We start from the raw sequence: 23,701 nt of genomic DNA, 5'->3' as shown, positions 1-23,701 counted from the left end.
TGTTCATGCTAGCACGCCTGGCGGTCCGTCGAGCATTGCGTCCGTCCCGGCTGCTCGAACCCGCACGGCAAAGGAGAGCGCGAATGAGTACCGCAGTGGAGATCGCCTGCCGTGACGGTGTGCGCCTGGCCGGCGACCACTTCCCGGCCGTCGGCGATGCGCAGGGGAGCATCGTGGTGGCCTGCGCGCTCGGCGTCAGGCGCGCCTTCTACCAGCGCTTCGCCGTCCTGGCCGCGGCTTCCGGCTACGAGGTGCTGTTGTTCAGCTACCGCGGCAGCGAAGGCGACGACCCTGCCGTGGCTAGCTATCGCCTGGCCGACTGGGGACGCGAGGACATCGATGCGGCGCTGGCCTGGTGCCGAGCGCGCGCGCCGGAGCTACCGCGCTATTTCGTCGGCCACAGCATCGGCGCGCAGTTGCTCGGTCTGGCTGGTCAGGCCAGCGGATTGAGCGGCGCCGCGTTCGTCGCCGGTTCGTTTCCGTACTGGAGGCGCTGGCGAGGCAGGCAGCGCTGGCAGATGTTCGGCCTGTTCTGCGTGGCGGTGCCGGTACTGACCGGACTGCTCCGACGCTTTCCCAGTCGTTTCTTCGGCCTCGGCAGCCTGGATATGCCGAGTCATTTCATGCGCGACTGGGCGCGCTGGGTGCGGCAGCCGGACTACCTCCTGGCACCGCGCTTCGGATTGCAGCGGCAGGGTTACGAGGCGCTGGACATCCCCGTCGCCAGCTTCCTGTTCGAGGACGACGACTACGTGCCCTGGGCTGCGGCGGAAAAGCTTCACCAGGTCTATGCCGCGGCGCACCTGGAGTTGCGTCGCAAGGGACGGGCCGAGGGAGCGGTCGGGCATTTCGGGCTGTTCCGCAACGAGGCGTTGCAGAAGGAGTTGCTCGACTACTTCAGGAAGCTGCCCGACGCGGCGTAAGCCGCGTCCGAGCGTATGGCGTCAGTCGCCGGTGGCGACCGGGCGGCGCGGGTCGGTGATCCACTCGCTCCACGAGCCGGCGTAGAGGCGCGGAAGCGGGAAGCCGGCGAGGCTCAGGGCGAACAGGTTGTGGCAGGCGGTGACGCCGGAGCCGCAGTAGGCAACCAGCTCGTCCACCGGGCGACCGCGCAGCAGGGCGGAGAACCGCTGGTGCAATTGTTCCGGCGGAAGGAAGCGGCCGTCGCTGCCAAGGTTGTCGGTGAAGGCGGCGCACTGGGCACCGGGAATGTGCCCGGCGACCGGATCTATGGGCTCGACTTCGCCACGGAAGCGCGGCTGCGCGCGAGCATCGAGCAGCGCCAGTCCGGGTTGGCCCAGTTGGGCCTGGAGGGTGGCGGCGTCGATCAGCAGCGAGGCATCGGGCTGGCCCTGGAAATCGCCGGGTCGAAGACTGCTTTCGCCATTGGTCAGTGCCAGCCCCGCAGCCTTCCAGGCCGCCAGGCCGCCATCGAGGAGGTAGACCCCGTCGCGCTTGCCCAGCCAATGCAACAGCCACCAGGCGCGGGCGGCGAATGCGCCGGGGCCGTCGTCGTAGAGCACCACCTGGCTATCCTGGCGCAGGCCCCAGGCTTGTAGCTTGAGCGCTAGCTCGGCGGGATCCGGCAGCGGATGGCGACCGGTCACGCCCTTGCGCACGGGAGCGGAAAGATCCCGTTCGAGGTCGGCGAAATGCGCGCCGGGAATGTGGTTCTCCTGATAGACGCGGGCACCGTAGGACGGGTCTTCGAGGGCGAAACGGCAGTCGAGGACCAGCAGGTCGGGTTCGCTGAGGCGGGCGGCCAGTTGTTGCGCGGTCAGCAGTTGGGCGGACGACATCGCGGACTCCTTGGGTCGGGAAGCAAAGCCGGTGGCGGATGGGTGGATCATGCCCCTTGGACCGCGTCGCGTCATCCCGGCGTCGCGCGGCGAGGCGGAGAAATGGCGAAAGGAAAGGGCCGGCTCCAGGCGGGGAAGATTCTTACTCGGTCATCAGCCTCGCCCGGCAGCGGGGGATTTGTCCAGACATGCAGAATCGGCTCGTTCCGAGATACCCGCTCCTGTGTTCTATCCCTCGGGACGCTTGTCCGATTGGCTTGGCCCGACGCTTGCGCCGGGCTTTTTTCGTCTCGTTTCTCTCAGGGGATCGCCAGGCGGCCGATCCGGTCGTTTTCCAGGCTGCCGAAGTAGAGCTGGTCGCCCACCGGCTTCGCCGAGGTGATCATGCGCAGGTGGTGGCCGCTGGTGTCGTGCAGGCTGCGGACGATCTTGCCCTGTTCGTCGATGGCGATGACCAGCCCGTAGGCGGTCGGCTTGGGCAGGAACATGCGCGGCAGCTTGGCCAGCTGCGCCTTCAGCCAGGGATGCCGGTGGAGGAAGTCGGCGTTGGCCTTGCGCGGGGTCGGCAGGGCCACCCAGAAGGTACCCTTGCGGTCGCCCTGGAGGTTGTCCGGCAAGCCCGGCAGGTTGTCGATGAACACCTCGTGCTGGCCAGCCTTCTCGCCTTTCAGCCAGTAGCGGGTGATGCGATAGCGGTAGGTCTCGTTGACCAGTACGAAGTCCTCGTTTGCCGAGAGTGCCACGCCATTGGCGAAGTACAGGTCCTTGAGCAGCACCTCGGTCTTGCCGGTGGACGGGTCGTAGCGCAGCAGGCGGCCGTGCGGTCGGGCCTCGAGCAGGTCGAGGATGTAGTCGGGCTGGTGGAACTTGCTGGAAGCGTCGCTGAAGTAGATGCGGCCGTCGCTGGCGATGTCGAGGTCGTCGGTGAAGGCGAAGGGGACGCCGTCGGCCTCGGTGGCGAGGGTTTCCACCTTGCCCTGCGGATCGATGCGAAGCAGGCCTTTCCAGGCGTCGGCGAGGATCAGGTTGCCGGCGGCATCGAAGTCCATGCCCAGCGGGCGGCCGCCGGTGTCGACGAAGGTCTCGACCTTGCCGCTGGCGTCCAGGCGTACCACGCGGCCGTCGGCGAGACCGGCATAGACGCGGCCCTGGCTGTCCACGGCGGTGTCCTCGGGGCCGTGCAGTTGGCCCTGGCCAAGCAGCTCGGCCTTCATCAGGGTGTCGTTGGGTTCGAGGACCCCGGTCATCTGCGGAGCGGCCGGGGCATCCCAGGCGAGCGGGTCGATCGGGCTGGTCTTCAGGGCCAGGTAAAGAGCCGCGCCAGCCAGCAGGAGGACGATTATTCCGCTGAGCTTCTTCATGCAGTTCCCTTGTTCGGATTGTCGGACAAGGGGCGGAGTATGGACATTCGCTACGTTCATCGGCAAGCGCGGTGCCGAGCGGAATGCTCGCAGGGCGCGAGGCTCTATATAATGCGCCGCACTTGACCAAGGAGATGTTCGTGACCGCGCCCGAAATCCAGTGGATCCGCGATGATGCCAGCCTGGCGCAGCAATGCCGGGAATGGCGCACACAGCCGTACCTCGCGCTCGATACCGAGTTCATGCGCGTCGATACCTTCTATCCCGCGGCCGGTCTGGTGCAGGTGGGCGATGGCCGGCAGGAGTGGCTGATCGATCCGCTGCTGATCCAGGACTGGAGTCCCTTCGCCGAACTGCTCGAAGACGAGCGGGTGGTGAAGGTGCTGCACGCCTGTAGCGAAGACCTCGAGGTGTTCCTGCGCCTCACCGGCAGCCTGCCGGTGCCGCTGTTCGATACGCAGTTGGCCGCCGCCTATCTCGGTATGGCCCATTCGATGGGCTATTCGAAGCTGGTGAAGGAGGTGCTGGACATCGACCTGCCCAAGGACGAGACCCGTTCCGACTGGTTGCAACGGCCGCTCACCGAGATGCAGATGCGCTACGCCGCCGACGACGTCCAGCACCTCGCCCAGGTCTACCTGGCCCTGGATGCGCGGCTGAGCGAGGAGAAACGCGCCTGGCTGCTGGAGGACGGCGCCGAACTGGTCGCCAACCTCTGCCGCGAGAGCGATCCGCGCGAGGCCTACCGCGAGGTCAAGCTGGGTTGGCGGCTGCGTCCGCAGCAACTGGCGGTGCTCCGCGAACTCTGCGCCTGGCGCGAGGAGCAGGCACGCCTGCGCAACCGGCCGCGCAACCACGTGCTGCGCGAACGCACCCTGTGGCCGCTGGCGCGCCTGCTGCCGAAGAACAAGACCGACCTGGCGGCGATCGAGGACATGCATCCGCGCACCGTGCGCCAGGACGGCGACTTCCTCATCGAACTGATCGCCCAGGCTGCGCGCCTGCCGCAGAGCGAATGGCCCGAGGCGCTGCCCGAGCCGCTGCCGCCGGAGGTCACCCCGCTGCTCAAGAGCCTGCGCGCCATCGGCCAGCGCGAAGCGGAGACCCTGGGCATGGCGCCCGAGCTGATGCTGCGCAAGAAGATCCTCGAGGCACTGCTCAAGAGCGGCTATCCCGAAGGTCCCTACGAACTGCCCGATTCCCTCCGCGGCTGGCGCCGCGAACGCATGGGCCAGGCCCTGCTGGACGCCCTGGAGAGCGCATGAAACGAATCTGTTCCGTCTACAAGAGCCCGCGCAAGAACGAGATGTACCTCTACGTCGACAAGCGCGAGGCGTTGAGCCGCGTGCCCGAGGCCCTGCTGGTGCCGTTCGGCGCGCCGCAACATGTCTTCGACCTGCTGCTCACCCCCGAGCGCCAACTGGCCCGCGAGGATGTCGCCAAGGTCCTGGAGAACATCGAGAAGCAGGGCTTCCACCTGCAGATGCCGCCGGGCGAAGAAGAGTACATCGAGCATCTCCCGGAAGAGTTGCTGCGCATGAACGACCCGCTCTGACGCGAGCCGTACCCCGCTGGCGCCGGCTTCCCGGCGCCACTTTAACGACGTGAAACCCGCTCTGTGCAAGGCTGCGCCTTCGGTGCATGATGTCCGCAAGATGTCGCACGATAGCGGAACCCCTGGCAGCGACCGTGGTCTACCAGCGCCAATCCTGCTGCTCTCGAGGGCTTCCCTCCAGGAGCCGTGATGCATGAAAGAACAATATTCTCCGGCCTGATCGCCAGCCCTTGTCCGGCTTGGCAGTGTGACCCATGCGCTTGCTGATTCTCGAACGTGACCACGCTCTCTATGCCGCGCTGCTGATGGCGGCCGACCCCAGCCTGAAGGTGGTGGCGGGGGACGACCCCCTGCAACTCATCGACGCCGCCAGCGAGTGCTCGATATGGCTCGGCCAGCCCGACCTGGTGGCGCAGATGCTGCGCCAGGGCGTGCATCCGGTCTGGGTGCAGTCGACCTGGGCGGGCATCACGCCGCTGCTGGCCGCCGACCTGCCGAAGGACTACAGCCTGACACGCGCGGTAGGCATCTTCGGCCAGGTGATGAGCGAATACCTGCTGACCTACATGCTCGCCCACGAGCGCCAGTTCCTCGGTCGCCTGGCCAGCCAGGTCGGTTCGCAATGGGATAGCCGCACGCCTGGCGGGTTGCGTGGCCGGCAGGCGGTGATCGTGGGTACCGGGGAGATCGGCCAGGCGGTGGCGCATACCCTGTCCGGCTTCGGCATGGACCTGACCGGGGTGGCGAAGAATCCGCGTTCGCTGGTGCCGTTCAACCGCATGGGCTCGCTCGACGACCTCGGCCGCCTGGTGGAGACGGCCGACTACCTGATCAACCTGCTGCCCGACACCCCCGATACCCACGACATCTACGACCGTGCGCTGTTCGCCCGGCTCAAATCCACGGCGCTGTTCATCAACGCCGGGCGTGGCGTCGCGGTGGTGGACGCCGACCTGGTGGCGGCGCTGGAGAACAACCAGCTGGCCGGCGCGGTGATCGACGTCTGCCGCGAAGAGCCGCTGCCGGCCAACCACCTGTTCTGGCATACCCCGCGCCTCTTGCTGACCGGCCACACCGCCGCGCCGACCCTGCCGGGGGCGATGGTCGAACTGTTCCGCGACAACCTCGCGCGCTTCTGGGCGGGCACCGCCATGCGTGGCGAGGTGGACTTCGCTCGCGGCTACTGAGCCGCGTTCCCTCAGGCAGCGAGCGGGAGCAGCGGATTCACCTCGACGGTGATGTGCACCAGTTCCTCATGCTCGGCCAGGCGGCGCTTGAAATAGTCGGCGCTGCCTTCCTCGGTGGTCAGCAGACTCAGCAGGCAGGCGTACTTGCCCTGGCCGACCTGCCATAGGTGCAGGTCGAGCAGTTCCGCCGGCAGCGGGCTGCTGGCGATCGCCGCGCGGATTTCCGCAGCCACCGGCGCATCCATCTGCGCATCCAGCAATACCCGGCTGCTCTGCCGGATCAGGCCGCATGCCCAGACACTGACCAGTACCGCGCCGACGATACCCATCAGCGGGTCCAGCCAGGCCGCGTTCCACAGCAGGCCGCCGGCCAGCGCGACGATCGCCAGCAGCGAGGTGGCGGCATCCGCCAGCACGTGCAGGTAGGCGGCGCGCAGATTCAGGTCGTGCCGGTGGGCATGATGGTCGTGGTCGTGGTCGTGGTCGTGGTGCGAGTGGCCGTGCCCATGGTGGACATGGCCGTCGCGCAGCAGCCAGGCACAGGCGAGGTTGACCAGCAGGCCGAGCGCGGCGACCAGCATCGCCTGCTGGTAGTGGATCGGGCTGGGGTCGAGCAGGCGTTCGACCGATTGGTAGAGCATCAGCCCGGCCACCAGCAGAAGCAGCAGGGCGCTGGTGTAGCTGCCGAGCACCTCGATCTTCCAGGTACCGAAGCTGAAGCGCGGGTCGTCGGCATAGCGCCGCGCGGCGCCGTAGGCGAGTATCGCAAGACCCAGGGCCAGGGCATGGGAACTCATGTGCCAGCCGTCGGCGAGCAGGGCCATGGAGTTGAACAGCCAGCCGCCGGCGATTTCCGCGACCATCATGCAGGCGGTGAGCAATACCGCCCAGCGCGTGTTGCGCTCGGCCAGCGGGTTGCCCTGGTCGAACCGATGGGAATGGCGCAGGGGCTGGGTAGTCGGGGTGCCGGGCATTTGCTACTGTCCTGTCGAGACGTCGAAAATATACTATACCCCAGTATATTACCTGGAGGAGAGAGCGGTGGCCCATACCATCCATGGGAAGAAGAAGCTCCTGGCGCGGGTGCGCCGCATCGCCGGGCAGACCCGGGCGCTGGAGCAGGCGCTGGAAGAGGGCAGCGAATGCGCGGCGGTGCTGCAGCAGATCGCGGCGATCCGCGGTGCGGTGAACGGCCTGATGAACGAAGTGCTGGAGGGGCACATCCGCGAACACCTCGGCGCCGAGCAGGCGAGCGCGGAACAGCGTCGCGAAGACCTGGAACTGGTGGTGACCGCGCTGCGTTCCTACCTGAAGTAGCCATGTGCCGGCCGGTGCTTGGCCTGGAAGGGGCGGGGGACTAGACTATCGCGCCTTTTCACCAGCCCCCGATGCCATGGCCGCCAAAGTCGAACCCTTCTGGAAACGCAAGACCCTCGCCCAACTCGACCAGGACGAGTGGGAGTCGCTGTGCGACGGTTGCGGCTTGTGCTGCCTGCAGAAGCTCGAGGACGAGGACGACGGCAGCGTCTACTACACGCGTATCGCCTGCAAGCTGCTCGACCTGCAAAGCTGCCGCTGCACCAACTACGCCGAGCGCATCCGTTTCGTCCCCGACTGCATCCAGCTCACCCCGGCGCAGGCCGACGAGTTCCAGTGGTTGCCGCCGACCTGCGGCTATCGCCTGGTTGCCGAAGGCAAGGACCTGCCGCTCTGGCACCACCTGGTCTGCGGCGACCCGGAGCGGGTCCACAAGGAACGCATTTCCCAGTCCGGGCGCATGCTCAGCGAGACCCAGGTGGCCGAGGACGACTGGGAGGACTACCTGATCTTCCGCGCCGGCTGAGCTCGCGTCCGTCGCACTTCCTTACCTTGTGAAATGATATGTATTATCATTCGCATATTTGCGAAGGGACTTCCGTATCCGACGGAAGCGGGGAGGCGAGGTGTTGCAGCGGGTCAACGGCGCGGGGGGCGCCGCCGGAGGATGCACGGATGGATGAGCGCTTCCGTGGTTCCGTCTCGCATGCCTATCAGGCGTTCCATGGCGAGTTGCTGCGCTTCCTGCGCAAGCACCTGGGCAGTTCGGCGGACGCCGCCGACCTCGCCCAGGATACTTTCGCCCAGTGGCTGAAATGGCCGGGCCGGCAATCGGTCGAGCAGCCGCGCGCATTTCTTTTCCAGATCGCCCGCAACCTGTTGCGCGACCATTGGCGCCGGCAGCAGAGCCGCGGCCAGGATCTCGACCGGCCGGCGGCGAACGACGAACCCGCCGCGCTGGAAGGCGAGGCGGCCGGGCCGGGCGAGCGTTTCGAACAGCAGCAGCGCCTCAGCCACCTGGCGGCCGCGCTGGCCGAGCTGCCGCCGCGGCGGCGCGAAGCGTTCGTCCTGCACAAGTTCGACGGCCTGTCCCAGGTCGAAGTGGCCGAGCGCATGGGAATCTCCCTGAGCATGGTGGAAAAGCACATCGCCAGCGCCTTGCTGCACTGCAAGCGGCGGCTTGGCCAGGGAGGCGAAGGATGAAGCCGCTGGAACGACTGGAACCGCTGTTCGCCGACGAAACCGAAGAGGACATCGATCACCGCGCCGCCTACTGGTTCAGCCGGCGTCGTTCCGGGCATTTCAGCGCTGCCTGCCGGGCCGAGCTGGAGGATTGGCTATGCGCCGATCCGCGCCATCGCGAAGCGCTCGAGGGCATGGAGCGGCTCTGGCGCGAATTCGACGGCCTGCCGCGCCCGGCGCTGGACGATATTCCCGAACCGGTGCCGGCCTGGCGCCTGCCCCGGGCGCTGGCGGCGGCGTTCTTCGTGTTCTGCGCGCTGCTCGTCGCCACCCTGTTCTGGCGCGACCAGTCGCTCGGGCCGAACCTCGCCTACGGCACGGCGCCTGGCGAGCAGCGCGAGGTGGTCCTGGCGGACGGCTCGAAGCTGTTCCTCGACGTCGATACCCAAGTGCAGGTGCGTTACGCCGAGCGCACCCGCGACGTGCTGTTGAAGAAAGGCGAGGTGTTCTTCGTGGTCAGCCACGATCCGGCCCGGCCGTTCCGGGTCGGCAGCGGCGACAGCCGGGTCACCGTACTCGGTACCCAGTTCAGCGTCCGGCGCAACGCGCAGGCCCTCGCCGTGGCGGTGAAACAGGGGCGCGTGGCGTTGCAGCCGTCCCTGGAGAAGGATGCCGAACATGTGCTGCTGGCTGGCGACAGCGCGCGCCTGGACCTCGCCGACCAGCGCCTGGAACTCGGCCATGTGGCGCCGGAGCAGGTCGCCAGTTGGCGCGATGGGCAACTGGTGTTCCGCGACAAGCCGCTGGGCGAACTGGTGGAGGAACTGTCGCGCTATCGTGCCGCGCCGATCCGCCTGGGAGATCCCCGGCTTGCCGGCAAGCGGGTCTCCGGCACGGTGCGGATCGCCCGCCCCGACGATTTTCTCCTCGCTCTGCCGGCGCTATTGCCGGTGCGGGTACAGCCGCAGGCTGGCGGCGAGGTGCTGATCCTGGCGCGCTGAGGCGCGTCTTCAGCGTTAATGAAAATATTTTTCATTCGCATATGTGGGTTTTTCTCCCTGCTGCGTCTTCTCTGCTGTCCGTCGCCGCTGCCGGCGACATCCAGCAGTCACTTGGGGAGAGTTCCAGCATGACCTTGCCTTTCACCCGCGCCGCCTGGCGCCCGCTGTGTTCCGCCGCCGTGCTCGGCGCCGCGTTGTGGGCCGCCGGCGCCAGCGCTGCCGAACGACGCTTCGACCTGCCGGCGCAGCCGCTGGCCGCCTCGCTGTCGCGCCTGGCGCAGCAGGCGCAGGTCCAGGTGCTGTTCGACGAGTCGCTCCTGCGGGGCCTGCGCGCTCCGGCGCTGAGCGGCAGCTACGGGGTGCGCGAGGCGCTGGAGCGGTTGCTGGTCGGTTCCGAGCTGGAGCTGGTGGAGGCGGGCGGCGGCTACGTGGTGCGCCGGCGCCAGGTCGACGCCTACAGCGACAACGCGTTGCAACTGGACGCGCAGACCATCGTCGGCAACGGTCGCGAAGTGGACGCCAGCAACGTCGGCCGCTCGACCCTGACCCGGCGGGATATCGAACGCCAGCAGGCGGACAACATCCCCAGCCTGCTGCAGACCCTGCCCGGGGTGACCATGGGCGGCTCGCCCAAGCCGGGCGGACAGACCACCAACATCTGGGGCCTGGGCGACGCCGAGGACGTGCCCTATACCCTGGACGGCGCGCAGAAGAGCGGCTTCGAGCGCTACCAGCAAGGCACCGTGTTCATCGAACCGGAAATGATCAAGCGCATCGAGGTGGAGAAGGGGCCGCACTCGGTGTTCACCGGCAATGGCGGCTTCGGCGGCACCGTGCACATGGAGACCAAGGACGCGCCGGACCTGCTGCGCGAAGGCCGCGACCTCGGCGCCATGCTCAAGTACGGCTATCACTCCAACGACCAGCAGAAGATCTACTCCGGCGCCGTGTTCGGCCGCAGCGAAGACCGCCGCGTCGATGCCCTGCTCTACCTCAACGGCCGCGACGGCCGCGACATGAAGCTGGCCGACAACCTGCCGCTGTCGCCCACCGACTATCCGATCAACCCCAAGCGCCTGCCCAACAGCGCCCAGGACGAGAAGACCGGCCTGTTCAAGCTCAACCTGCACCCCACCGAGGAGCACGACCTGGGTTTCACCTACCTGCGCTCGAAAAGCTCGCGCTGGACGCCGTTCTCCGCCAGCAGCTACCCGACCCCGCCGAGCCAGTGGACCATCGACCGCTACGGCTACGAGCTGGGCCTGACCCGCCTGCTGGCCCACCGCGATACCACCGACACCACTTGGACCGGCAAGTACAACTACCATCCGCTGGACAATCCCTGGATCGACCTGCAACTGAGCTATTCCGACGCCCGCACCGAGCAGCTCGACCGTCGCGAGGACACCGCCTTCTACCAGCTCGCCACCGGCGGCAAGCGGATGCGTACCGAGTACCAGGACAAGGTCCTGGAACTGCGCAACACCAGCCGTTTCGATACCGGAGCGCTACAGCACGAGCTGACCCTGGGCGCGGCGCTGCACAAGCACAAGCGCGACATCCTCATGCACATGCCGGGCAAGACCTATGAGACCCCGCGCTACAACTACGGCTGGCTGCAACCGGCATTCATGCCGGCCGGCAAGCAGGACACGCAGAGCTTCTACATCCAGGACGCGATCACCTACGGCAGCCTGACCGTCACTCCATCGATGCGCTTCGACAGCGTGCGCAACGACGGCCAGGCCAACCTGGCGCCGATCTACGACAATCCCAAGCTCGGCCATGACTATCGCGCCCAGACCTACTCCGGCTGGTCGCCGCGGCTGTCGGTGTTCTGGACCGCGACGCCGAACCTGGCGTTCTTCGCCGACTACACCGAGACCTGGCGAGCGCCGGTGATCGACGAGCAGTACGAAGTGCAGAACAGCTCGACCATCGGTGGCAGCAGCCGCGACCTGGACGCCGAGCGCATCCATGCGATCCGTGGCGGCAGCGTGATCAACCTGCCGGACCTGCTGGTCGCCGGCGACAGCCTGCAGATCCGCACCACGTTGTTCCAGAACCGCATCAAGGACGAGATATTCCGCACCCGCAGCGTCGGCTGCAGCCAGCAGTCGATCGACAACGGCAGTATCGGCGGTAGCTGCGGCGACATGCTGCCGCTGAGCAACTACCGCAACCTGCCGGGCCTGACCATCAAGGGCTTCGAGATCGAGAGCTTCTACGACAGCCAGCGGCTGTTCGGCAGCCTGTCCTACTCGTGGATGACCGGCAAGCACGATGGTGCCTACAGCAATCCCTGGGGACCGAACGTGTGGGCGCGCGACATCCCGCCGCCGAAGTGGGTGGCCATGCTCGGCCTGAAGGTTCCGGAATGGGATGCCAAGCTCGGCTGGCAGGGCGAGTTCGTGCGCAAGACCGACCGCCTGCCCAGCGATCGCTACAGCGGCGGGATGGGTACCGGTTCCGGCGATATCTACTGGGATCACGCGGCCAACGACAGCTACGACACCCATCGGCTGTTCGCCGAGTGGGTCCCGGCCAAGCTGGGCCTGAAGGACACCCGCATCGACTTCACCGTGGACAACCTGTTCAACCGCTCCTATCGCCAGCCGCTGGGCGGCGACCTGGTCTACAGCCAGGGACGCAACGCCAAGATCAGCGTCACCCAGTTCTTCTGAGGGGCGTCAGCGCACCGAACCGATGCGCCGGGTGTCCTCGGCATACCAGACGACGAACACCCGGCCGACCAGGTCGGCGCGCGGTACGTAGCCCCAGTAGCGGCTGTCGTTGGAGTTGTCGCGGTTGTCGCCGAGCATGAAGTAGTGGCCGGCGGGGACGGTCCGCTCGGCCATGCGCAGGGAGTCCGGCTGGCGCAGCGCCTGCTGCGCCAGGTAGGGCTCGGTCACCTGGTGGTCATTGACGTAGAGCCGGCCGCCATCGATTCGCACGCGATCGCCGGGTATCCCGGCGATGCGCTTCACATAGGCGATGCTGCGCTGCGGCGGGAAGCGGAACACCACCAGGTCGCCGACCTGCGGGTCGGCGAAGGCGTAGCGCGCGGCGTTGGCGAGGATGAAGTCGCCCTGTTGCAAGGTCGGTTCCATCGAGCGCGAAGGGATCTTGTACAGCGCCACGCCGAGGAGCCGCGCGCGCGGGTCGAGACTGGCGGTGCCGAACGGATTCGCCAGGTAGACGGCCAGCATGATCGCGGCGAGCAGGCCCATGGCGGGCCAGAAGCGTCGTTTCACGAAGGTTCCCTTTTTCGTGGCGGAAGGCCGGCGTCGCCGGCCCCCGCGGTCGTCATACCAGGCCGAGGACCTTGAGCAGGAAGGCGTATTCCAGCGCCACGTCCTTCAGCCCCTGGTAGCGGCCGCTCATGCCGCCGTGGCCGGCGCCGAGGTCGGTCTTGAGCAGCAGCAGGTTGGCGTCGGTCCTGGTCGCCCGCAGTTTCGCCACCCACTTGGCGGCTTCCCAGTACTGCACGCGGCTGTCGTTGTAGCCGGCGACCACCAGCAGGTGCGGGTAGTCCTGGGCCCTGACGTTCTCGTAGGGCGCGTAGGCGGCGATCCGCGCATGCACCTCGGGCTCCTGCGGGTTGCCCCACTCATCGTATTCGGTGACGGTCAGCGGCAGGTCCGGATTGAGCATGCTGTTCAGCACGTCGACGAACGGCACCTCGGCGATCGCCGCGCCGAATAGTTGCGGGCGCTGGTTGAGCACCGCGCCGATCAACAGCCCGCCGGCGCTGCCGCCGCTGATGGCGAGTCCCTCGGGACGGCAGTAGCCCTCGGCGAGCAGGTGCTCGGCGCAGGCGATGAAGTCGTCGAAGCTGTTCTGCTTGTGTTCCAGCTTGCCGGCCCGGTACCAGGCTTCGCCCAGTTCGCCGCCGCCACGGACATGGGCGATGGCGAAGACGAAGCCGCGTTCGAGCAGGCTCAGGCGGGCGTGGGAGAACCAGGGATCGAGGCTATGCCCGTAGGCGCCGTAGCCATAGAGATAGAGCGGCGCGGGGCGCCCGGCGGCGATGCCGTCGAGGACTTCCTTGCGCGCCACCAGGCTGACCGGCACCTGCGTGCCGTCGCCGCTGCTGGCCCAGATGCGCCGACTGGCGTAGGCGTCGGCGTCGAAGGGGCCTTCCACCGGGGTCTGCTTGAGGACGGTCTGCGTGCCATCGGCGAGGTTCAGCTGGCGTACCTGCGCCGGACGGTTCAGGGCCTCGTAGCGCAGTCGCACGCAGGGGCTGTCGAATTCCAGGCTGTCCTGCACGTAGAGGCTGTAGGCGGCGTCCGGCAACTGCACGCGGTAGGCCGGCAGGCCCTGCGGTTGCACCTCGATCACCGGCAGGCCGCCGTCGCGCAGGCCGAGGATCACCGCCTCGGCGTTCAGGCTGACATCTTCCAGGGTCCGCTGCGGGTCGTGGGCCACGCGCAGTTGCCAGTGCTCGCGAGTCGGCCGCGACTCCTCGGCCTGGTAGAGGGCGAAGTTGATCCCCGCCTGGTTGCTGCGGATCAGCCACAGGCCCCGGCCGTCGAGGCGACCGTGGTCGGGGTAGTACTCATGGCCTTCCTCGCGCGGCGCCAGGCAGCGGAACGTTCCCTGCGGCTGGTCGGCGTCGAGCACCCAGGCCTCGCTGGTGGTCTTGCTGTTGAGCAGGAGGATCAGCTGGCGTTCCGAGCTGGAGCGGTAGCAGTGCAGGAAGAAGCGCCCGTCGCCTTCCTCGAATACCAGCTCGGCGCCGGCCTCGCCCAGGCGGTGGCGATAGAGCTTGTGCGGGCGGTGGGTGTCGTCCAGTTCGCCGAAGAACAGCGTACGGTTATCGTTGGCCCAGGTCAGGCTGCCATCGCAGTCGTCGAAGGGCAGGGCCTGCACCGCGCCGCTGGCGAGGTCCTTGACGAACAGGCGGTAGATCTCGTCGCCGCTGGTGTCCAGGCTGTAGGCCAGCAGGCTCTGGTCGGGGCTGATGCTGAAGGCGCCGAGGGAGAGGAAGCCGCCGTCGGCCAACTGGTTGGGATCGAGCAACAGTTGCTCGGCGCCTTCGTCGACCGCCAGGCTGCCGTCCGCCGGACGTGGGCAGCGGTAGTGGCGCGGGTATTCATCGCCGGCGGTGGTGCGCTGGTAGTACAGCCACGGACCCCAGGGACTGGGCAACGACAGGTCGGTCTCGCGGATGCGTCCCCTGATCTCCTCGAACAGGGTCTCGCGCAACCCGGCCTGGTCGGCCAGTTCGCTATCCAGGTAGGCGTTCTCGGCCTTCAGGTAGTCGAGCACCTCCGGGGCGTCGCGCTCCTCCAGCCAGGCGTAGGGGTCGCGTCCGGCGTCGCGGCGGGCGATGGGGGGCTGCGGATGGGGCATCGGGAATCCTCGTCGGTCCGGCCATGCGCGAGGCCGGGAAATCTGAATAAAACTGGCGGCGCGGCGCCCGTCATCGGTGGGTAGGCGCGTCGGCATGCAAAAGCGGCTATCATAAGCCCCCCATCACCGCTATCGCCACGCACGCCGCATGAATGAACAAGACTATCTGATCGCCTGGGGCGCCTACGCCATCGCCGGACTCGGCCTGATGCTGGTGTTCTGGCTGATGACCGGCTGGATGTGGCGCTGGCTGCGCGAACCCCTGCGGCTGATCGTCTTCATCCTGCTGTTCACGCCGACTCCGGTGGACCCGCAGAACGACCTCTACGCCCCGGCCATCGCCATCACCGCGCTGGACGTCGTGTTCAAGGTCGGCAACAACGCCTGGCGCGCGGTCTCCGACCTGGCCCTGGTGGCGCTGCTGGGTTTCGGCCTGTACCTGCTGATCGCCGCCATCCGCTGGCCGCTGGAGCGGGCCTGGAAGAATCGCCGGCATCCGTCGCAGGATGCCGAGGACGAGCCGACCCTGCGGCAGATGATGCAGCCCGAGTTGATGCCGGACGTCGACACCCGCACCGACGAGCACGGCGACCGGCGCATGCGCATCGAGCCGCGCCTGTAGCCTTTCGCGACGAAATCCATTCTTGCGCTACGCCCGGCAGGCGTTCAGCATGAGGCGAGGCCTATGTCGGGATTTCCCATGGATTGCGTGTTCTGCGCCATAGCGGGTGGCCGCGAGCCGGCGCACAGACTCTTCGAGGACGAGCATTTCATCGTCCTGCTGGACATCTTTCCGCTGCGACCGGCGCACGTGCTGATCGTAGCCCGCGAGCACGCCCCGCACCTGAGCGATCTTTCCGCCGCCGCCCGCGACGCCCTCCCGGCGCTCGCCGAGCGTACCGGTCGCGCATTGCGCCGGGCCGGTTTCGGCGTGGAAGGCATCAACCTGTTGCTCAACGATGGCGTGGCGGCCAACCAGCACGTGGCGCACCTGCATCTGCACCTGATTCCCCGGCGTCGCGGCGACCTGCCGCGACTGCTCTGGCGCGCCCTGACCCGTTTCCTGCCGGTTGGTCGCGCGAGCCTGCAGGCGCGTCTGCAGCGGGAAGGAGAACTACTACGTACAGCCTTGCTCAGGGAGGTTTGAGCCATGTGTGAACTATTGGGCATGAGCGCCAACGTCCCGACGGACATCGTCTTCAGCTTCACCGGACTGATGCAGCGCGGCGGCGGCACCGGCCCGCACCGCGACGGTTGGGGCATCGCCTTCTACGAAGGACGCGGCGTGCGGCTGTTCCAGGACCCGCTGGCGAGCGTCGATTCGGAGGTGGCGCGGCTGGTGCAGCGCTTCCCGATCAAGAGCGAGACGGTCATCGGGCACATCCGCCAGGCCAACGTCGGCAAGGTCGGGCTGAGCAACACCCACCCCTTCATCCGCGAACTCGGCGGGCGCTACTGGACCTTCGCGCACAATGGCCAACTGGCCGACTTCCAGCCCAAGCCCGGCTTCTACCGCCCGGTCGGCGAGACCGACAGCGAGGCGGCCTTCTGCGACCTGCTGAACCGCGTGCGCCGGGCTTTCCCCGAGCCGGTGCCGGTGGAGGTGCTGTTGCCGGTGCTGATCTCGGCCTGTGACGAATATCGCAAGAAAGGCGTGTTCAATGCCCTGATCAGCGACGGCGACTGGCTGTTCACCTTCTGCTCCAGCAAACTCGCCTACATTACCCGCCGCGCGCCGTTCGGCCCGGCACGGTTGAAGGATGCCGACCTGACCGTGGACTTCCATGCGGAAACCACGCCGGACGACGTGGTCACGGTGATCGCCACCGAGCCGCTCACCGACAACGAGAACTGGACCTTGCAGCAGAGCGGCGAGTGGGTCCTCTGGTGGGGCGGCGAGGTGTTGGCCAAGGGGCGGGTCTGAATCGCCGCCGTGGACGAGGAGAGCGCATGTTCCGCAGTTACCTGAGACTGGTGCTGTTCACCCTGGGCCTGCTGCTCGGGGTGCAGGTGCCCGGCTTCATCGACGACTACGCCAAACGCGTCGACGCCCATCGCCTGGAGGCGGCGCAGAACATCCAGGGCTTCCAGCAGACCGCCGGACAGTTCTTCAACGGCAGCCTGGAGGAACTGGTCAGGCATTACCGCAGCAACAGCGATCCGGTGTTCCAGCGCGACGGCGAGAACCTCGACCGCCTGATGCGCCGCGCGCGCATGCTCGACGCCGAGTGGCAGGCCATGCAGGGGCCCTGGTACGCCCGCGCCTGGCACATGCTGCGCGCACCGAACCATGAGTTGCTGATGGAAACCTATGCCAGCTACAGCTACCAGGTCCTGCTCAAGCCCGAGGTGATCGCCTGGGGCCTGGGCTGCGCCTTGCTGGTCGCCTGGATCGCCGAGCTGATCGTGTATTCGCTGGCCTCGCTGTTCGGCTTCGGCGAAGACCGCCGCACCCGCGAGCGTCACTGGAGCTGACGGCGCGACTCAGGCCGCCGCCAGTTCCAGGAACGCCCTGATCACCCGCAGGCCGCGGCGCTTCTCCAGGCAGCCGATCAGGTGGCAGTTGGTCAGCTCGGGACCGACCAGCGGCACCGCGCGAACCCGCGGATCGTTGCCGACCTCCAGGGAAGACACCACGCCGACGCCCAGTTCGGCGGCCACCGCTTCGGTCACCGCTTCCCGGCTGTCCAGCTCCAGCAGCACCCGCGGCTGCACGCCCTGGCTGGCGCAGGCGCGGTCGAAGGTGCGGCGGGTGATCGAGCCGGGTTCGCGCAGCACCATGATCTGCTGGTCGAGTTCTTCCAGCGGTACGCCTTCGCTGCGTTCGCACCAGGGATGCTGGCGAGGCAGCAGGGCGCAGATGCGCGAATTCACCAACTCCTCCAGGAACAGCCCGGGACGCGCCTCGACCTCGGTCAGCACGGCGACGTCGACGTGTTCGCTGAGCAGCGCCGCGAGGGTTTCCTGGGCGTTGCCCAGGCGCAGGTTGACGGTGATTCCCGGATAGCTCGCGCGCAGCCGGGCGAGCATCGGCATCACCAGGTGCGGGCCGTCGGCGGCGACCTCGAGGCGGCCGGAGACCAATTGTCGATTGGCGTCGAGCAGGGCCTCGGCTTCTTCCTCCAGGGCGAACAGGGTGCGTGTGATCGCCACCAGGCGCGAGCCTTCCTCGGTCAGTTCGATGCGCCGGGCGGTGCGTCGGAACAGGGTGACCTGGTAGTGCTCCTCGAGTGCCTTGACGTGTCCGGTCACCGCCGGCTGGCTGATGCACAGGCGCTCGGCGGCGCGGGTGAAACTGCCTTCGCGGGCGACGGCGTCGAAGGCGCGGAGCTGGAAGAGATTCATGGTATCGGCCTGGCTTATGGCTGGCATCGGAACAAACAATTTGAACGATAGTAGCGCGGCGCTCACCTTATGTCTCCAGGCTTCCCCGGAACGCCGGCGCGGAACGACCGCCCGGGCCGCGAAGCCCGATCCGGTTTCTTTCGCCGATTCCCGCAGAGGAAATGAGCATGAGCACTGCCGAACGCGCACCTATCCTGCTGACCCCCGGTCCGCTGACCACCTCCTACCGTACCCGTCGGGCGATGATGGTCGACTGGGGCTCCTGGGACAGCGATTTCAACGAACTCACCGCCAGCGTCTGCCAGCGCCTGCTGAAGATCGTCGGCGGCGAAGGCAGCCACACCTGCGTACCGTTGCAGGGCAGCGGCACCTTCGCCGTGGAAGCGGCGATCGGCACCCTGGTGCCGCGCGACGGCAAGGTCCTGGTGTTGATCAACGGTGCCTACGGCAAGCGCCTGGCGAAGATCTGCGAGGTCCTGCAACGGCCCTTCAGCACCTTCGAGACCGAAGAGAACGTGCCGACCACCGCCGCTGACGTCGAGCGCCTGCTGGCCGCCGATCCGGCGATCAGCCATGTGGCGCTGATCCACTGCGAGACCAGCACCGGCATCCTCAATCCGCTCGAGGCCATCGCCAAGGTCGTCGAGCGTCACGGCAAGCGCCTGATCGTCGATGCCATGAGCTCCTTCGGGGCGATCGGGATCGATGCCCGGAAAGTTCCGTTCGATGCCTTGATCGCCGCCTCCGGCAAGTGCCTGGAGGGCGTCCCCGGGATGGGCTTCGTCTTCGCCCGCAGCGCCGCCCTGGAAGCCAGCGCCGGCAACTGCCACTCCCTGGCCATGGACCTGCAGGACCAGCACGCCTATATGCGCAAGACCGGGCAGTGGCGCTTCACCCCGCCGACCCATGTGGTCGCCGCCCTGCACGAAGCGCTCAGCCAGTACGAAGAGGAGGGCGGCCTGCCGGCGCGCCAGCGGCGCTACGCGAGCAATTGCGAAACGCTGCTCGGCGAGATGGCCCGGCTCGGTTTCCGCAGCTTCCTGCCGGCGGAAATCCAGGCGCCGATCATCGTTACCTTCCACGCGCCGCGCGATCCGCGCTACCGCTTCGCCGACTTCTACCAACGCGTGCGGGAGAAGGGCTTCATCCTCTATCCGGGCAAGTTGACCCAGGTGGAAACCTTCCGCGTCGGCTGCATCGGCCACGTCGACGCCGCGGAGATGCGGCAGGCGGTCGCCGCCATCGGCGAGGCGCTGCGCGAACTGGAAGTCCTCGAGATCTGAACTGAACGACAACGAGCAGAAAAGGGTTCACGACAATGAATTACAACCAGCCAGCCACCCTCCAGGCCGCCATCCTCGACTGGGCGGGAACCGTGGTCGATTTCGGCTCCTTCGCGCCGACCCAGATATTCGTCGAGGCTTTCGCCGAATTCGGCGTCCAGGTCAGCCTGGAGGAAGCGCGCGGTCCGATGGGAATGGGCAAGTGGGACCACATCCGCACCCTCTGCGACATCCCGGCGATCGCCGAGCGCTACCGCGCCGTCTTCGGCCGCCTGCCCAGCGACGACGATGTCACCGCCATCTACGAGCGCTTCATGCCGCTGCAGATCGAAAAGATCGCCGAACATTCGGCGCTGATCCCCGGCGCCCTGCAGGCGATCGCCGAACTCCGCGGGATGGGCCTGAAGATCGGTTCCTGTTCCGGTTATCCGGCGGTGGTGATGGAGAAGGTGGTAGCCCTGGCCGAGACCAACGGTTACGTCGCCGACCACGTGGTGGCCACCGACGAAGTGCCCAACGGCCGGCCATGGCCGGCCCAGGCGCTGGCCAACGTGATCGCCCTGGGGATCGACGATGTGGCGGCCTGCGTGAAGGTCGACGACACCTGGCCGGGTATCCTCGAAGGGCGCCGCGCCGGGATGTGGACGGTGGCGCTGACCTGCTCGGGCAATGCCCTGGGCCTCACCTACGAGCAGTACAAGGCGCTGCCGGCGGCCGAACTGGAGCGCGAGCGGACGCGTATCGAACAGATGTTCGAAGGTTCGCGTCCGCACTACCTGATCGAGACCATCGCCGAGCTGCCGGCGGTGGTCCGCGACATCAATGCGCGCCTGGCGCGCGGCGAGATGCCGCAGGGTAACTGAGCCACGTCTGTGCCGAGGCCGCCGCGGGCAACCGCGGCGGCCTCGGTTTTCTAACCGGCGTCCGGGTGCCCCAGGCGAGTCTTGAGGAAGTCGATGAACGCGCGGACCTTCGACGGCAGGTGGCGGGTCGGCGGATAAACGGCATGCACGCCCTGGAGCGGAAACCCGTGGTCCGCCAGCAGGCGTTGCAGTGCGCCGCAGCGCAAGTCGGCCTGCACCAGCCAGTCCGGCAGCACGGCGATACCCAGGCCGTCGAGGGCAAAGGCGCGCAGGGCCGCGGCGTTGTCGGCCAGCAGCATGGGATGGCGCGGTCCGCGGTAGCTGCGCAGGGCGCCGTCGGGGGCGCGTACTTGCCAGGGCAGGGAGTCCGCCAGCCGGCTGTGACCGAGATTCTGCAGGCGCTCCAGACTCTCCAGGTCGGTCGGCGGCGGTTCGCCGAGCGCCGCCAGGCAGGCCGGGCTGGCCACCGCCAGGACCTCGAAGCTGGCCAGTTGCACCGCATGGTGGGTGGAGTCCTCCAGGCGCCCCAGGCGGATGGCGACGTCGAAGCGTTCGCCAATCAGGTCGGCATGCAGCGATGAGGTCGACAATTGTACCTGCAACGCCGGGTGCAGCCGGGCGAATGCCTGCAGGGCCGGCACCAGTTGGCGCAGGCCGTATTCCTGGGTGGTGGTGACGCGCAGGCTGCCACGCAGTTCGCCATGCTCGGCGCGGGCGTCGTCGATGGCCAGGCGCGCCTCGTCGAGCACCTTCACGCAGCGCTGGTAGAAGCGTTCGCCAGCATCGGTCAGGGCCAACCGCCGGGTGCTGCGGCTGAGCAGAGAAACGCCCAGCTCGGCCTCCAGCCGCTTGAGGTTGAAGCTGACTACCGCACGCGTCTGGCCGAGGGTGTCGGCGGCGGCGCTGAGGGAACCGCAGTCGACCACGGCGCGAAAGGTTTCGAAGCGGTCGAGGCTGACCATGGAAGGCGACCCTATTGTCAAATTCGATTTGACAGTCTATGCGCGATTAGCCTCTCCAGATAGCGCGAGCGCCTCGCTATGCTCCCCGGCAAACCTCCGGAGCGCCCATGAATCAACCGTCCCGCCTGGCCACTTTGTACCTGCTGGGGTTCGCCCTGGACCTGGTGAACATCTTCATCGCCAGCGTCGCCTACCCGGACATCGGGCGTTCCCTTGGCGCTTCGGTGGCGACCCTGGCGTGGATCGGCAACACCTACCTGCTCGGCTTGACCCTGGTGATTCCGTTGAGCGTCTGGCTCGCTTCGCGCCTGGGAGAACGGCGACTGATGCTGCTGGCACTGGCCGGTTTCGCCAGCGCTTCGCTGGGTTGCGGCCTGGCTGGATCGGCGGCGACGTTGATCGTCTGGCGCCTGTGCCAGGGGTTGGCCGGCGGGTTACTGATCCCCCTCGGCCAGGCCATGGCCTATCGGAATGTCCCGTCGTCGGCACGGGCCGGCCTGACCGCACGGGTGATGCTGGTGGCGCTGATCGTTCCCGCCGTGGCGCCTGCCCTCGGCGGCTGGCTGGTGGACAGCCTGTCCTGGCGTGGGATCTTCTTCGCCAGCGTGGCGCCGGCGCTGCTGGTGCTGGCCCTGGCGATGCGCTGGCTGCCCAGGCACAAGCATGCGGCGCAGCGCCTGGACCTGCGCGGCCTGCTGCTCGGCTCGGCGGCGCTGGCCACGCTGCTGGTGGCGCTCGCCTGGCTGGGATCGCCCGGCGGCGGCGGGCGTGGCCTGCTCCTGGCGCTGCTGGCCTGCGTGCTGGGCTGCTGCTACTGGCGTGACGGGCGCGCTCGTACCGACGCGCTGCTCGACCTTGGCTTGCTGGAGGCGCCATTGCTGCGTACGGCGATGCTGGTCTATCTCTGCGTGCCGGGAGCCTTCATGGGCGCCAACCTGGTCGCCATGCTCTATCTGCAAGGCCCCCTCGGCCTCAGCGCGAGCCGTGCCGGTGCGCTGATGCTGCCCTGGGCGCTGGCGGCCGGCCTGGCCATCGGCCTGACCCGGCGACGCTTCAATCGCTGGGGGCCGAAATCCTTGCTGCTGGCGGGCATGGCGATACAGGCCGGCGGCCTGCTGTGGCTGGCTCGAAGCGGGGAGGGGAGCGGCTTCTGGCAACTGGCGGGGGCCTACGCGACCATGGGATTCGGCGGCAGCCTGTGTAGCAGCGCGGCACAGGGCATGGCCTTGCTCGACGTCCCGGCGGCGCGCATGGGCCATGCCAGCGCCTTGTGGAACATCAATCGGCAACTGGCGTTCTGCCTGGGCATGGCCGTGCTCGGTGGGTTGCTCAACCTGTTGCAGGCGCGGGCCGACCCCGCGGCCTTCGTCCACTGCTTCCTGTTCGCCGCCGCTTTCACGCTATTGCCTCTGCCGTGGGTGAGGCGTATCGATTCCGCCGGGGTTCGCGCCCTGGTCCAGACCTGAAAGGAGCTACACCATGACTTGTGCCTACCGCCGGGAAATCCACCATGCCCACGTGGCGATCCGCGACTGGCTGGCCGGCGACTCACGGGCTGACGCGCTGGATGCGTTGATGGCGCGTTTCGCCGAGGACTTCTCGATGGTCACGCCGCATGGCGTGGTCCTGGACAAGACTGCTCTGGGCGAGCTGTTCCGCAGCAAGGGCGGCACCCGTCCTGGGCTGCGCATCGAGATCGACGGCGAGAGTCTGCTGGCTTCAGGCGTGGATGGCGCGACCCTGGCCTATCGGGAAATCCAGTCCGACGCGGCGGGTCGCAGCGAGCGCCTGTCCACCGTAGTCCTGCACCGTGACGACGAAGGGCGGCTGTACTGGCGCCACCTGCAGGAAACCTTCTGCGGCTGAGCCTGCCTCAGTCGCTGGCACCGAGCAGGCGCAGGAAGGCATCGGCGAGTTCGCCGGCCAGCGGCTGGGTATCCAGGCGGCCGCCGGCGATGGCGTCGTCGGCGGCGCCATGCAGCCCGGAGTAGAGCAGCAGGGCGTTCAGCCGTGGGTTGCGCAGCGGCCAGGCGCCGGCCGCCGCGCCGTTCTCCAGTAGCTCCGCCAATTGCTCCAGCACGCGGTCGCGCTCCTGGTTGCCGCGCTGGTGGTGATGGTGTTCGCTGTAGACCACATCGTGCAGCCGGTAGCCCTCCAGGTAGCCCGCCAGGCCGCTCTCGGTCCAGGCGCGCAGGCGGCCGGGATGGTCGTTCGCCGGACAGGCCTCGACGGCATTCGCGATGCGCTGCTGGAAAGCCTGGGTGAAGCGCTCGCGCAGGGCCAGGAGGATGTCGGTCTTGGCTTGGAAGTAGTGATAGAAGGTACCCTTGGCGACCCCCGCGGCAGCGACGATGTCGCTGATGGTGGTGGCGTCCACACCCTTGTCTAGGAACAGTTGCTGCGCCGCCGCCATCAGTTCCTCGAGACGAACCTCCGCAGGCTTGGTGCGCGGTTGGCGGGCAGGCTGTTCGGCGTGGCGATCGGGCAT

The 23,701-nt window shown here is 67.6% G+C and carries 25 protein-coding genes; 17 read left to right on the top strand and 8 right to left on the bottom strand.

Annotation, left to right across the window (positions count from 1 at the left end; genetic code table 11):
- Positions 1–83: 83 nt before the first annotated feature.
- Positions 84–923 carry an alpha/beta hydrolase family protein gene (locus tag HMPREF2581_RS23910; protein WP_003109275.1) on the top strand — a complete coding sequence of 280 codons (840 nt, stop codon included), beginning with the start codon at positions 84–86 and terminating at the stop codon, positions 921–923.
- 21 nt (positions 924–944) lie between these two features.
- Here HMPREF2581_RS23910 and HMPREF2581_RS23905 read toward each other — a convergent pair whose 3' ends face one another.
- Together HMPREF2581_RS23905 and HMPREF2581_RS23900 are read right to left on the bottom strand one after the other, a co-directional pair.
- Entirely contained in the window at positions 945–1,799 is an 855-nt protein-coding gene (locus HMPREF2581_RS23905) for a sulfurtransferase (protein ID WP_003109274.1), read from the bottom strand.
- A gap of 299 nt (positions 1,800–2,098) precedes the next feature.
- Positions 2,099–3,160 carry an SMP-30/gluconolactonase/LRE family protein gene (locus HMPREF2581_RS23900; protein ID WP_003109273.1) on the bottom strand — a complete coding sequence of 354 codons (1,062 nt, stop codon included), beginning with the start codon at positions 3,158–3,160 and terminating at the stop codon, positions 2,099–2,101.
- A gap of 140 nt (positions 3,161–3,300) precedes the next feature.
- Between HMPREF2581_RS23900 and rnd the strand changes: the two genes are divergently transcribed.
- The 3 genes from rnd to HMPREF2581_RS23885 all read left to right on the top strand — a co-directional run bounded on the left by rnd (position 3,301) and on the right by HMPREF2581_RS23885 (position 5,902).
- Positions 3,301–4,425, top strand: coding sequence for a ribonuclease D (rnd, locus tag HMPREF2581_RS23895; protein ID WP_003109272.1), 1,125 nt, complete (start codon positions 3,301–3,303; stop codon positions 4,423–4,425).
- Complete coding sequence (locus HMPREF2581_RS23890) at positions 4,422–4,715, top strand: YcgL domain-containing protein (protein ID WP_003082651.1); 294 nt, start codon at positions 4,422–4,424, stop codon at positions 4,713–4,715. The genes rnd and HMPREF2581_RS23890 overlap by 4 nt, the downstream gene beginning before the upstream one ends.
- A 254-nt stretch (positions 4,716–4,969) precedes the next feature.
- Positions 4,970–5,902, top strand: a complete 933-nt coding sequence (locus HMPREF2581_RS23885; RefSeq protein WP_003086815.1) for a D-2-hydroxyacid dehydrogenase — start codon at positions 4,970–4,972, stop codon at positions 5,900–5,902.
- A gap of 11 nt (positions 5,903–5,913) precedes the next feature.
- On the opposite strand, the gene aitP is transcribed toward HMPREF2581_RS23885, so the two are convergent.
- A complete protein-coding gene (gene aitP, locus HMPREF2581_RS23880; protein WP_003140390.1) occupies positions 5,914–6,876 on the bottom strand; it encodes a CDF family iron/cobalt efflux transporter AitP in 963 nt (320 codons plus the stop codon).
- A gap of 67 nt (positions 6,877–6,943) precedes the next feature.
- Between aitP and HMPREF2581_RS23875 the strand changes: the two genes are divergently transcribed.
- From HMPREF2581_RS23875 to hxuC, 5 genes are all read left to right on the top strand, one after another.
- Positions 6,944–7,219, top strand: coding sequence for a metal/formaldehyde-sensitive transcriptional repressor (locus HMPREF2581_RS23875; protein ID WP_003082658.1), 276 nt, complete (start codon positions 6,944–6,946; stop codon positions 7,217–7,219).
- A 76-nt stretch (positions 7,220–7,295) separates the two neighbouring features.
- Entirely contained in the window at positions 7,296–7,745 is a 450-nt protein-coding gene (locus tag HMPREF2581_RS23870; RefSeq protein ID WP_003082662.1) for a YcgN family cysteine cluster protein, read from the top strand.
- 149 nt (positions 7,746–7,894) lie between these two features.
- A complete protein-coding gene (locus HMPREF2581_RS23865) occupies positions 7,895–8,422 on the top strand; it encodes an RNA polymerase sigma factor (protein WP_003082669.1) in 528 nt (175 codons plus the stop codon).
- A complete protein-coding gene (locus HMPREF2581_RS23860; RefSeq protein ID WP_003109267.1) occupies positions 8,419–9,402 on the top strand; it encodes a FecR family protein in 984 nt (327 codons plus the stop codon). The genes HMPREF2581_RS23865 and HMPREF2581_RS23860 overlap by 4 nt, the downstream gene beginning before the upstream one ends.
- 128 nt (positions 9,403–9,530) lie before the next feature.
- A complete protein-coding gene (hxuC, locus tag HMPREF2581_RS23855) occupies positions 9,531–12,086 on the top strand; it encodes a heme receptor HxuC (RefSeq protein WP_003109266.1) in 2,556 nt (851 codons plus the stop codon).
- A 6-nt stretch (positions 12,087–12,092) separates the two neighbouring features.
- On the opposite strand, the gene lepB is transcribed toward hxuC, so the two are convergent.
- Complete coding sequence (gene lepB, locus HMPREF2581_RS23850; protein WP_003133458.1) at positions 12,093–12,632, bottom strand: signal peptidase I; 540 nt, start codon at positions 12,630–12,632, stop codon at positions 12,093–12,095.
- Positions 12,633–12,708: 76 nt separating this feature from the next.
- A complete protein-coding gene (locus HMPREF2581_RS23845; RefSeq protein ID WP_003109264.1) occupies positions 12,709–14,760 on the bottom strand; it encodes a S9 family peptidase in 2,052 nt (683 codons plus the stop codon).
- A gap of 148 nt (positions 14,761–14,908) precedes the next feature.
- Here HMPREF2581_RS23845 and HMPREF2581_RS23840 point away from each other — a divergent pair, with 148 nt between their 5' ends.
- The 4 genes from HMPREF2581_RS23840 to HMPREF2581_RS23825 all read left to right on the top strand — a co-directional run bounded on the left by HMPREF2581_RS23840 (position 14,909) and on the right by HMPREF2581_RS23825 (position 17,235).
- Positions 14,909–15,382, top strand: a complete 474-nt coding sequence (locus tag HMPREF2581_RS23840; protein WP_003086834.1) for a hypothetical protein — start codon at positions 14,909–14,911, stop codon at positions 15,380–15,382.
- A gap of 63 nt (positions 15,383–15,445) precedes the next feature.
- The gene (locus HMPREF2581_RS23835) at positions 15,446–15,907 is read left to right on the top strand and encodes an HIT family protein (protein ID WP_003133454.1); all 462 of its coding nucleotides are present in this window, start codon (positions 15,446–15,448) and stop codon (positions 15,905–15,907) included.
- 3 nt (positions 15,908–15,910) lie between these two features.
- Positions 15,911–16,684 carry a class II glutamine amidotransferase gene (locus tag HMPREF2581_RS23830; RefSeq protein ID WP_003082680.1) on the top strand — a complete coding sequence of 258 codons (774 nt, stop codon included), beginning with the start codon at positions 15,911–15,913 and terminating at the stop codon, positions 16,682–16,684.
- A gap of 26 nt (positions 16,685–16,710) precedes the next feature.
- Entirely contained in the window at positions 16,711–17,235 is a 525-nt protein-coding gene (locus HMPREF2581_RS23825) for a DUF2937 family protein (RefSeq protein ID WP_003086848.1), read from the top strand.
- A 9-nt stretch (positions 17,236–17,244) separates the two neighbouring features.
- Here HMPREF2581_RS23825 and HMPREF2581_RS23820 read toward each other — a convergent pair whose 3' ends face one another.
- Positions 17,245–18,105 (bottom strand): LysR substrate-binding domain-containing protein, encoded by an 861-nt coding sequence (locus tag HMPREF2581_RS23820; protein WP_003109262.1) that lies wholly within the window; start codon positions 18,103–18,105, stop codon positions 17,245–17,247.
- A gap of 167 nt (positions 18,106–18,272) precedes the next feature.
- Between HMPREF2581_RS23820 and phnW the strand changes: the two genes are divergently transcribed.
- On the top strand, positions 18,273–19,388 hold the full coding sequence (gene phnW / locus HMPREF2581_RS23815) for a 2-aminoethylphosphonate--pyruvate transaminase (protein ID WP_003086851.1): 1,116 nt from the start codon (positions 18,273–18,275) through the stop codon (positions 19,386–19,388).
- A gap of 35 nt (positions 19,389–19,423) precedes the next feature.
- Complete coding sequence (gene phnX / locus HMPREF2581_RS23810) at positions 19,424–20,251, top strand: phosphonoacetaldehyde hydrolase (RefSeq protein WP_003100114.1); 828 nt, start codon at positions 19,424–19,426, stop codon at positions 20,249–20,251.
- Positions 20,252–20,301: 50 nt separating this feature from the next.
- On the opposite strand, the gene HMPREF2581_RS23805 is transcribed toward phnX, so the two are convergent.
- Complete coding sequence (locus tag HMPREF2581_RS23805; RefSeq protein WP_003133443.1) at positions 20,302–21,213, bottom strand: LysR family transcriptional regulator; 912 nt, start codon at positions 21,211–21,213, stop codon at positions 20,302–20,304.
- 107 nt (positions 21,214–21,320) lie between these two features.
- Between HMPREF2581_RS23805 and HMPREF2581_RS23800 the strand changes: the two genes are divergently transcribed.
- Both HMPREF2581_RS23800 and HMPREF2581_RS23795 read left to right on the top strand, forming a co-directional pair.
- Positions 21,321–22,679 carry an MDR family MFS transporter gene (locus HMPREF2581_RS23800; RefSeq protein ID WP_003133440.1) on the top strand — a complete coding sequence of 453 codons (1,359 nt, stop codon included), beginning with the start codon at positions 21,321–21,323 and terminating at the stop codon, positions 22,677–22,679.
- Positions 22,680–22,692: 13 nt separating this feature from the next.
- Positions 22,693–23,079, top strand: coding sequence for a DUF4440 domain-containing protein (locus tag HMPREF2581_RS23795; protein ID WP_003082694.1), 387 nt, complete (start codon positions 22,693–22,695; stop codon positions 23,077–23,079).
- A 7-nt stretch (positions 23,080–23,086) separates the two neighbouring features.
- Here HMPREF2581_RS23795 and HMPREF2581_RS23790 read toward each other — a convergent pair whose 3' ends face one another.
- The gene (locus HMPREF2581_RS23790) at positions 23,087–23,701 is read right to left on the bottom strand and encodes a TetR/AcrR family transcriptional regulator (protein WP_003082696.1); all 615 of its coding nucleotides are present in this window, start codon (positions 23,699–23,701) and stop codon (positions 23,087–23,089) included.

Source organism: Pseudomonas sp. HMSC057H01 (assembly GCF_001836405.1).
Lineage (GTDB): Bacteria > Pseudomonadota > Gammaproteobacteria > Pseudomonadales > Pseudomonadaceae > Pseudomonas > Pseudomonas aeruginosa.
This window is presented reverse-complemented; position numbering and strand designations above follow the sequence as displayed.

Bases quoted from the DNA above. Each gene is read 5' to 3' on its own strand.
- HMPREF2581_RS23820 (WP_003109262.1), bottom strand. From the start codon at position 18,105: ATGAATCTCTTCCAGCTCCGCGCCTTCGACGCCGTCGCCCGCGAAGGC.
- HMPREF2581_RS23805 (WP_003133443.1), bottom strand. From the start codon at position 21,213: ATGGTCAGCCTCGACCGCTTCGAAACCTTTCGCGCCGTGGTCGACTGC.
- HMPREF2581_RS23890 (WP_003082651.1), top strand. From the start codon at position 4,422: ATGAAACGAATCTGTTCCGTCTACAAGAGCCCGCGCAAGAACGAGATG.
- HMPREF2581_RS23865 (WP_003082669.1), top strand. From the start codon at position 7,895: ATGGATGAGCGCTTCCGTGGTTCCGTCTCGCATGCCTATCAGGCGTTC.
- HMPREF2581_RS23825 (WP_003086848.1), top strand. From the start codon at position 16,711: ATGTTCCGCAGTTACCTGAGACTGGTGCTGTTCACCCTGGGCCTGCTG.
- HMPREF2581_RS23800 (WP_003133440.1), top strand. From the start codon at position 21,321: ATGAATCAACCGTCCCGCCTGGCCACTTTGTACCTGCTGGGGTTCGCC.
- lepB (WP_003133458.1), bottom strand. From the start codon at position 12,632: ATGGGCCTGCTCGCCGCGATCATGCTGGCCGTCTACCTGGCGAATCCG.
- HMPREF2581_RS23905 (WP_003109274.1), bottom strand. From the start codon at position 1,799: ATGTCGTCCGCCCAACTGCTGACCGCGCAACAACTGGCCGCCCGCCTC.
- HMPREF2581_RS23870 (WP_003082662.1), top strand. From the start codon at position 7,296: ATGGCCGCCAAAGTCGAACCCTTCTGGAAACGCAAGACCCTCGCCCAA.
- HMPREF2581_RS23790 (WP_003082696.1), bottom strand. From the start codon at position 23,701: ATGCCCGATCGCCACGCCGAACAGCCTGCCCGCCAACCGCGCACCAAG.
- HMPREF2581_RS23860 (WP_003109267.1), top strand. From the start codon at position 8,419: ATGAAGCCGCTGGAACGACTGGAACCGCTGTTCGCCGACGAAACCGAA.
- HMPREF2581_RS23830 (WP_003082680.1), top strand. From the start codon at position 15,911: ATGTGTGAACTATTGGGCATGAGCGCCAACGTCCCGACGGACATCGTC.
- HMPREF2581_RS23910 (WP_003109275.1), top strand. From the start codon at position 84: ATGAGTACCGCAGTGGAGATCGCCTGCCGTGACGGTGTGCGCCTGGCC.
- HMPREF2581_RS23900 (WP_003109273.1), bottom strand. From the start codon at position 3,160: ATGAAGAAGCTCAGCGGAATAATCGTCCTCCTGCTGGCTGGCGCGGCT.
- aitP (WP_003140390.1), bottom strand. From the start codon at position 6,876: ATGCCCGGCACCCCGACTACCCAGCCCCTGCGCCATTCCCATCGGTTC.
- HMPREF2581_RS23840 (WP_003086834.1), top strand. From the start codon at position 14,909: ATGAATGAACAAGACTATCTGATCGCCTGGGGCGCCTACGCCATCGCC.
- HMPREF2581_RS23845 (WP_003109264.1), bottom strand. From the start codon at position 14,760: ATGCCCCATCCGCAGCCCCCCATCGCCCGCCGCGACGCCGGACGCGAC.
- hxuC (WP_003109266.1), top strand. From the start codon at position 9,531: ATGACCTTGCCTTTCACCCGCGCCGCCTGGCGCCCGCTGTGTTCCGCC.
- HMPREF2581_RS23795 (WP_003082694.1), top strand. From the start codon at position 22,693: ATGACTTGTGCCTACCGCCGGGAAATCCACCATGCCCACGTGGCGATC.
- HMPREF2581_RS23835 (WP_003133454.1), top strand. From the start codon at position 15,446: ATGTCGGGATTTCCCATGGATTGCGTGTTCTGCGCCATAGCGGGTGGC.
- HMPREF2581_RS23885 (WP_003086815.1), top strand. From the start codon at position 4,970: ATGCGCTTGCTGATTCTCGAACGTGACCACGCTCTCTATGCCGCGCTG.
- phnX (WP_003100114.1), top strand. From the start codon at position 19,424: ATGAATTACAACCAGCCAGCCACCCTCCAGGCCGCCATCCTCGACTGG.
- phnW (WP_003086851.1), top strand. From the start codon at position 18,273: ATGAGCACTGCCGAACGCGCACCTATCCTGCTGACCCCCGGTCCGCTG.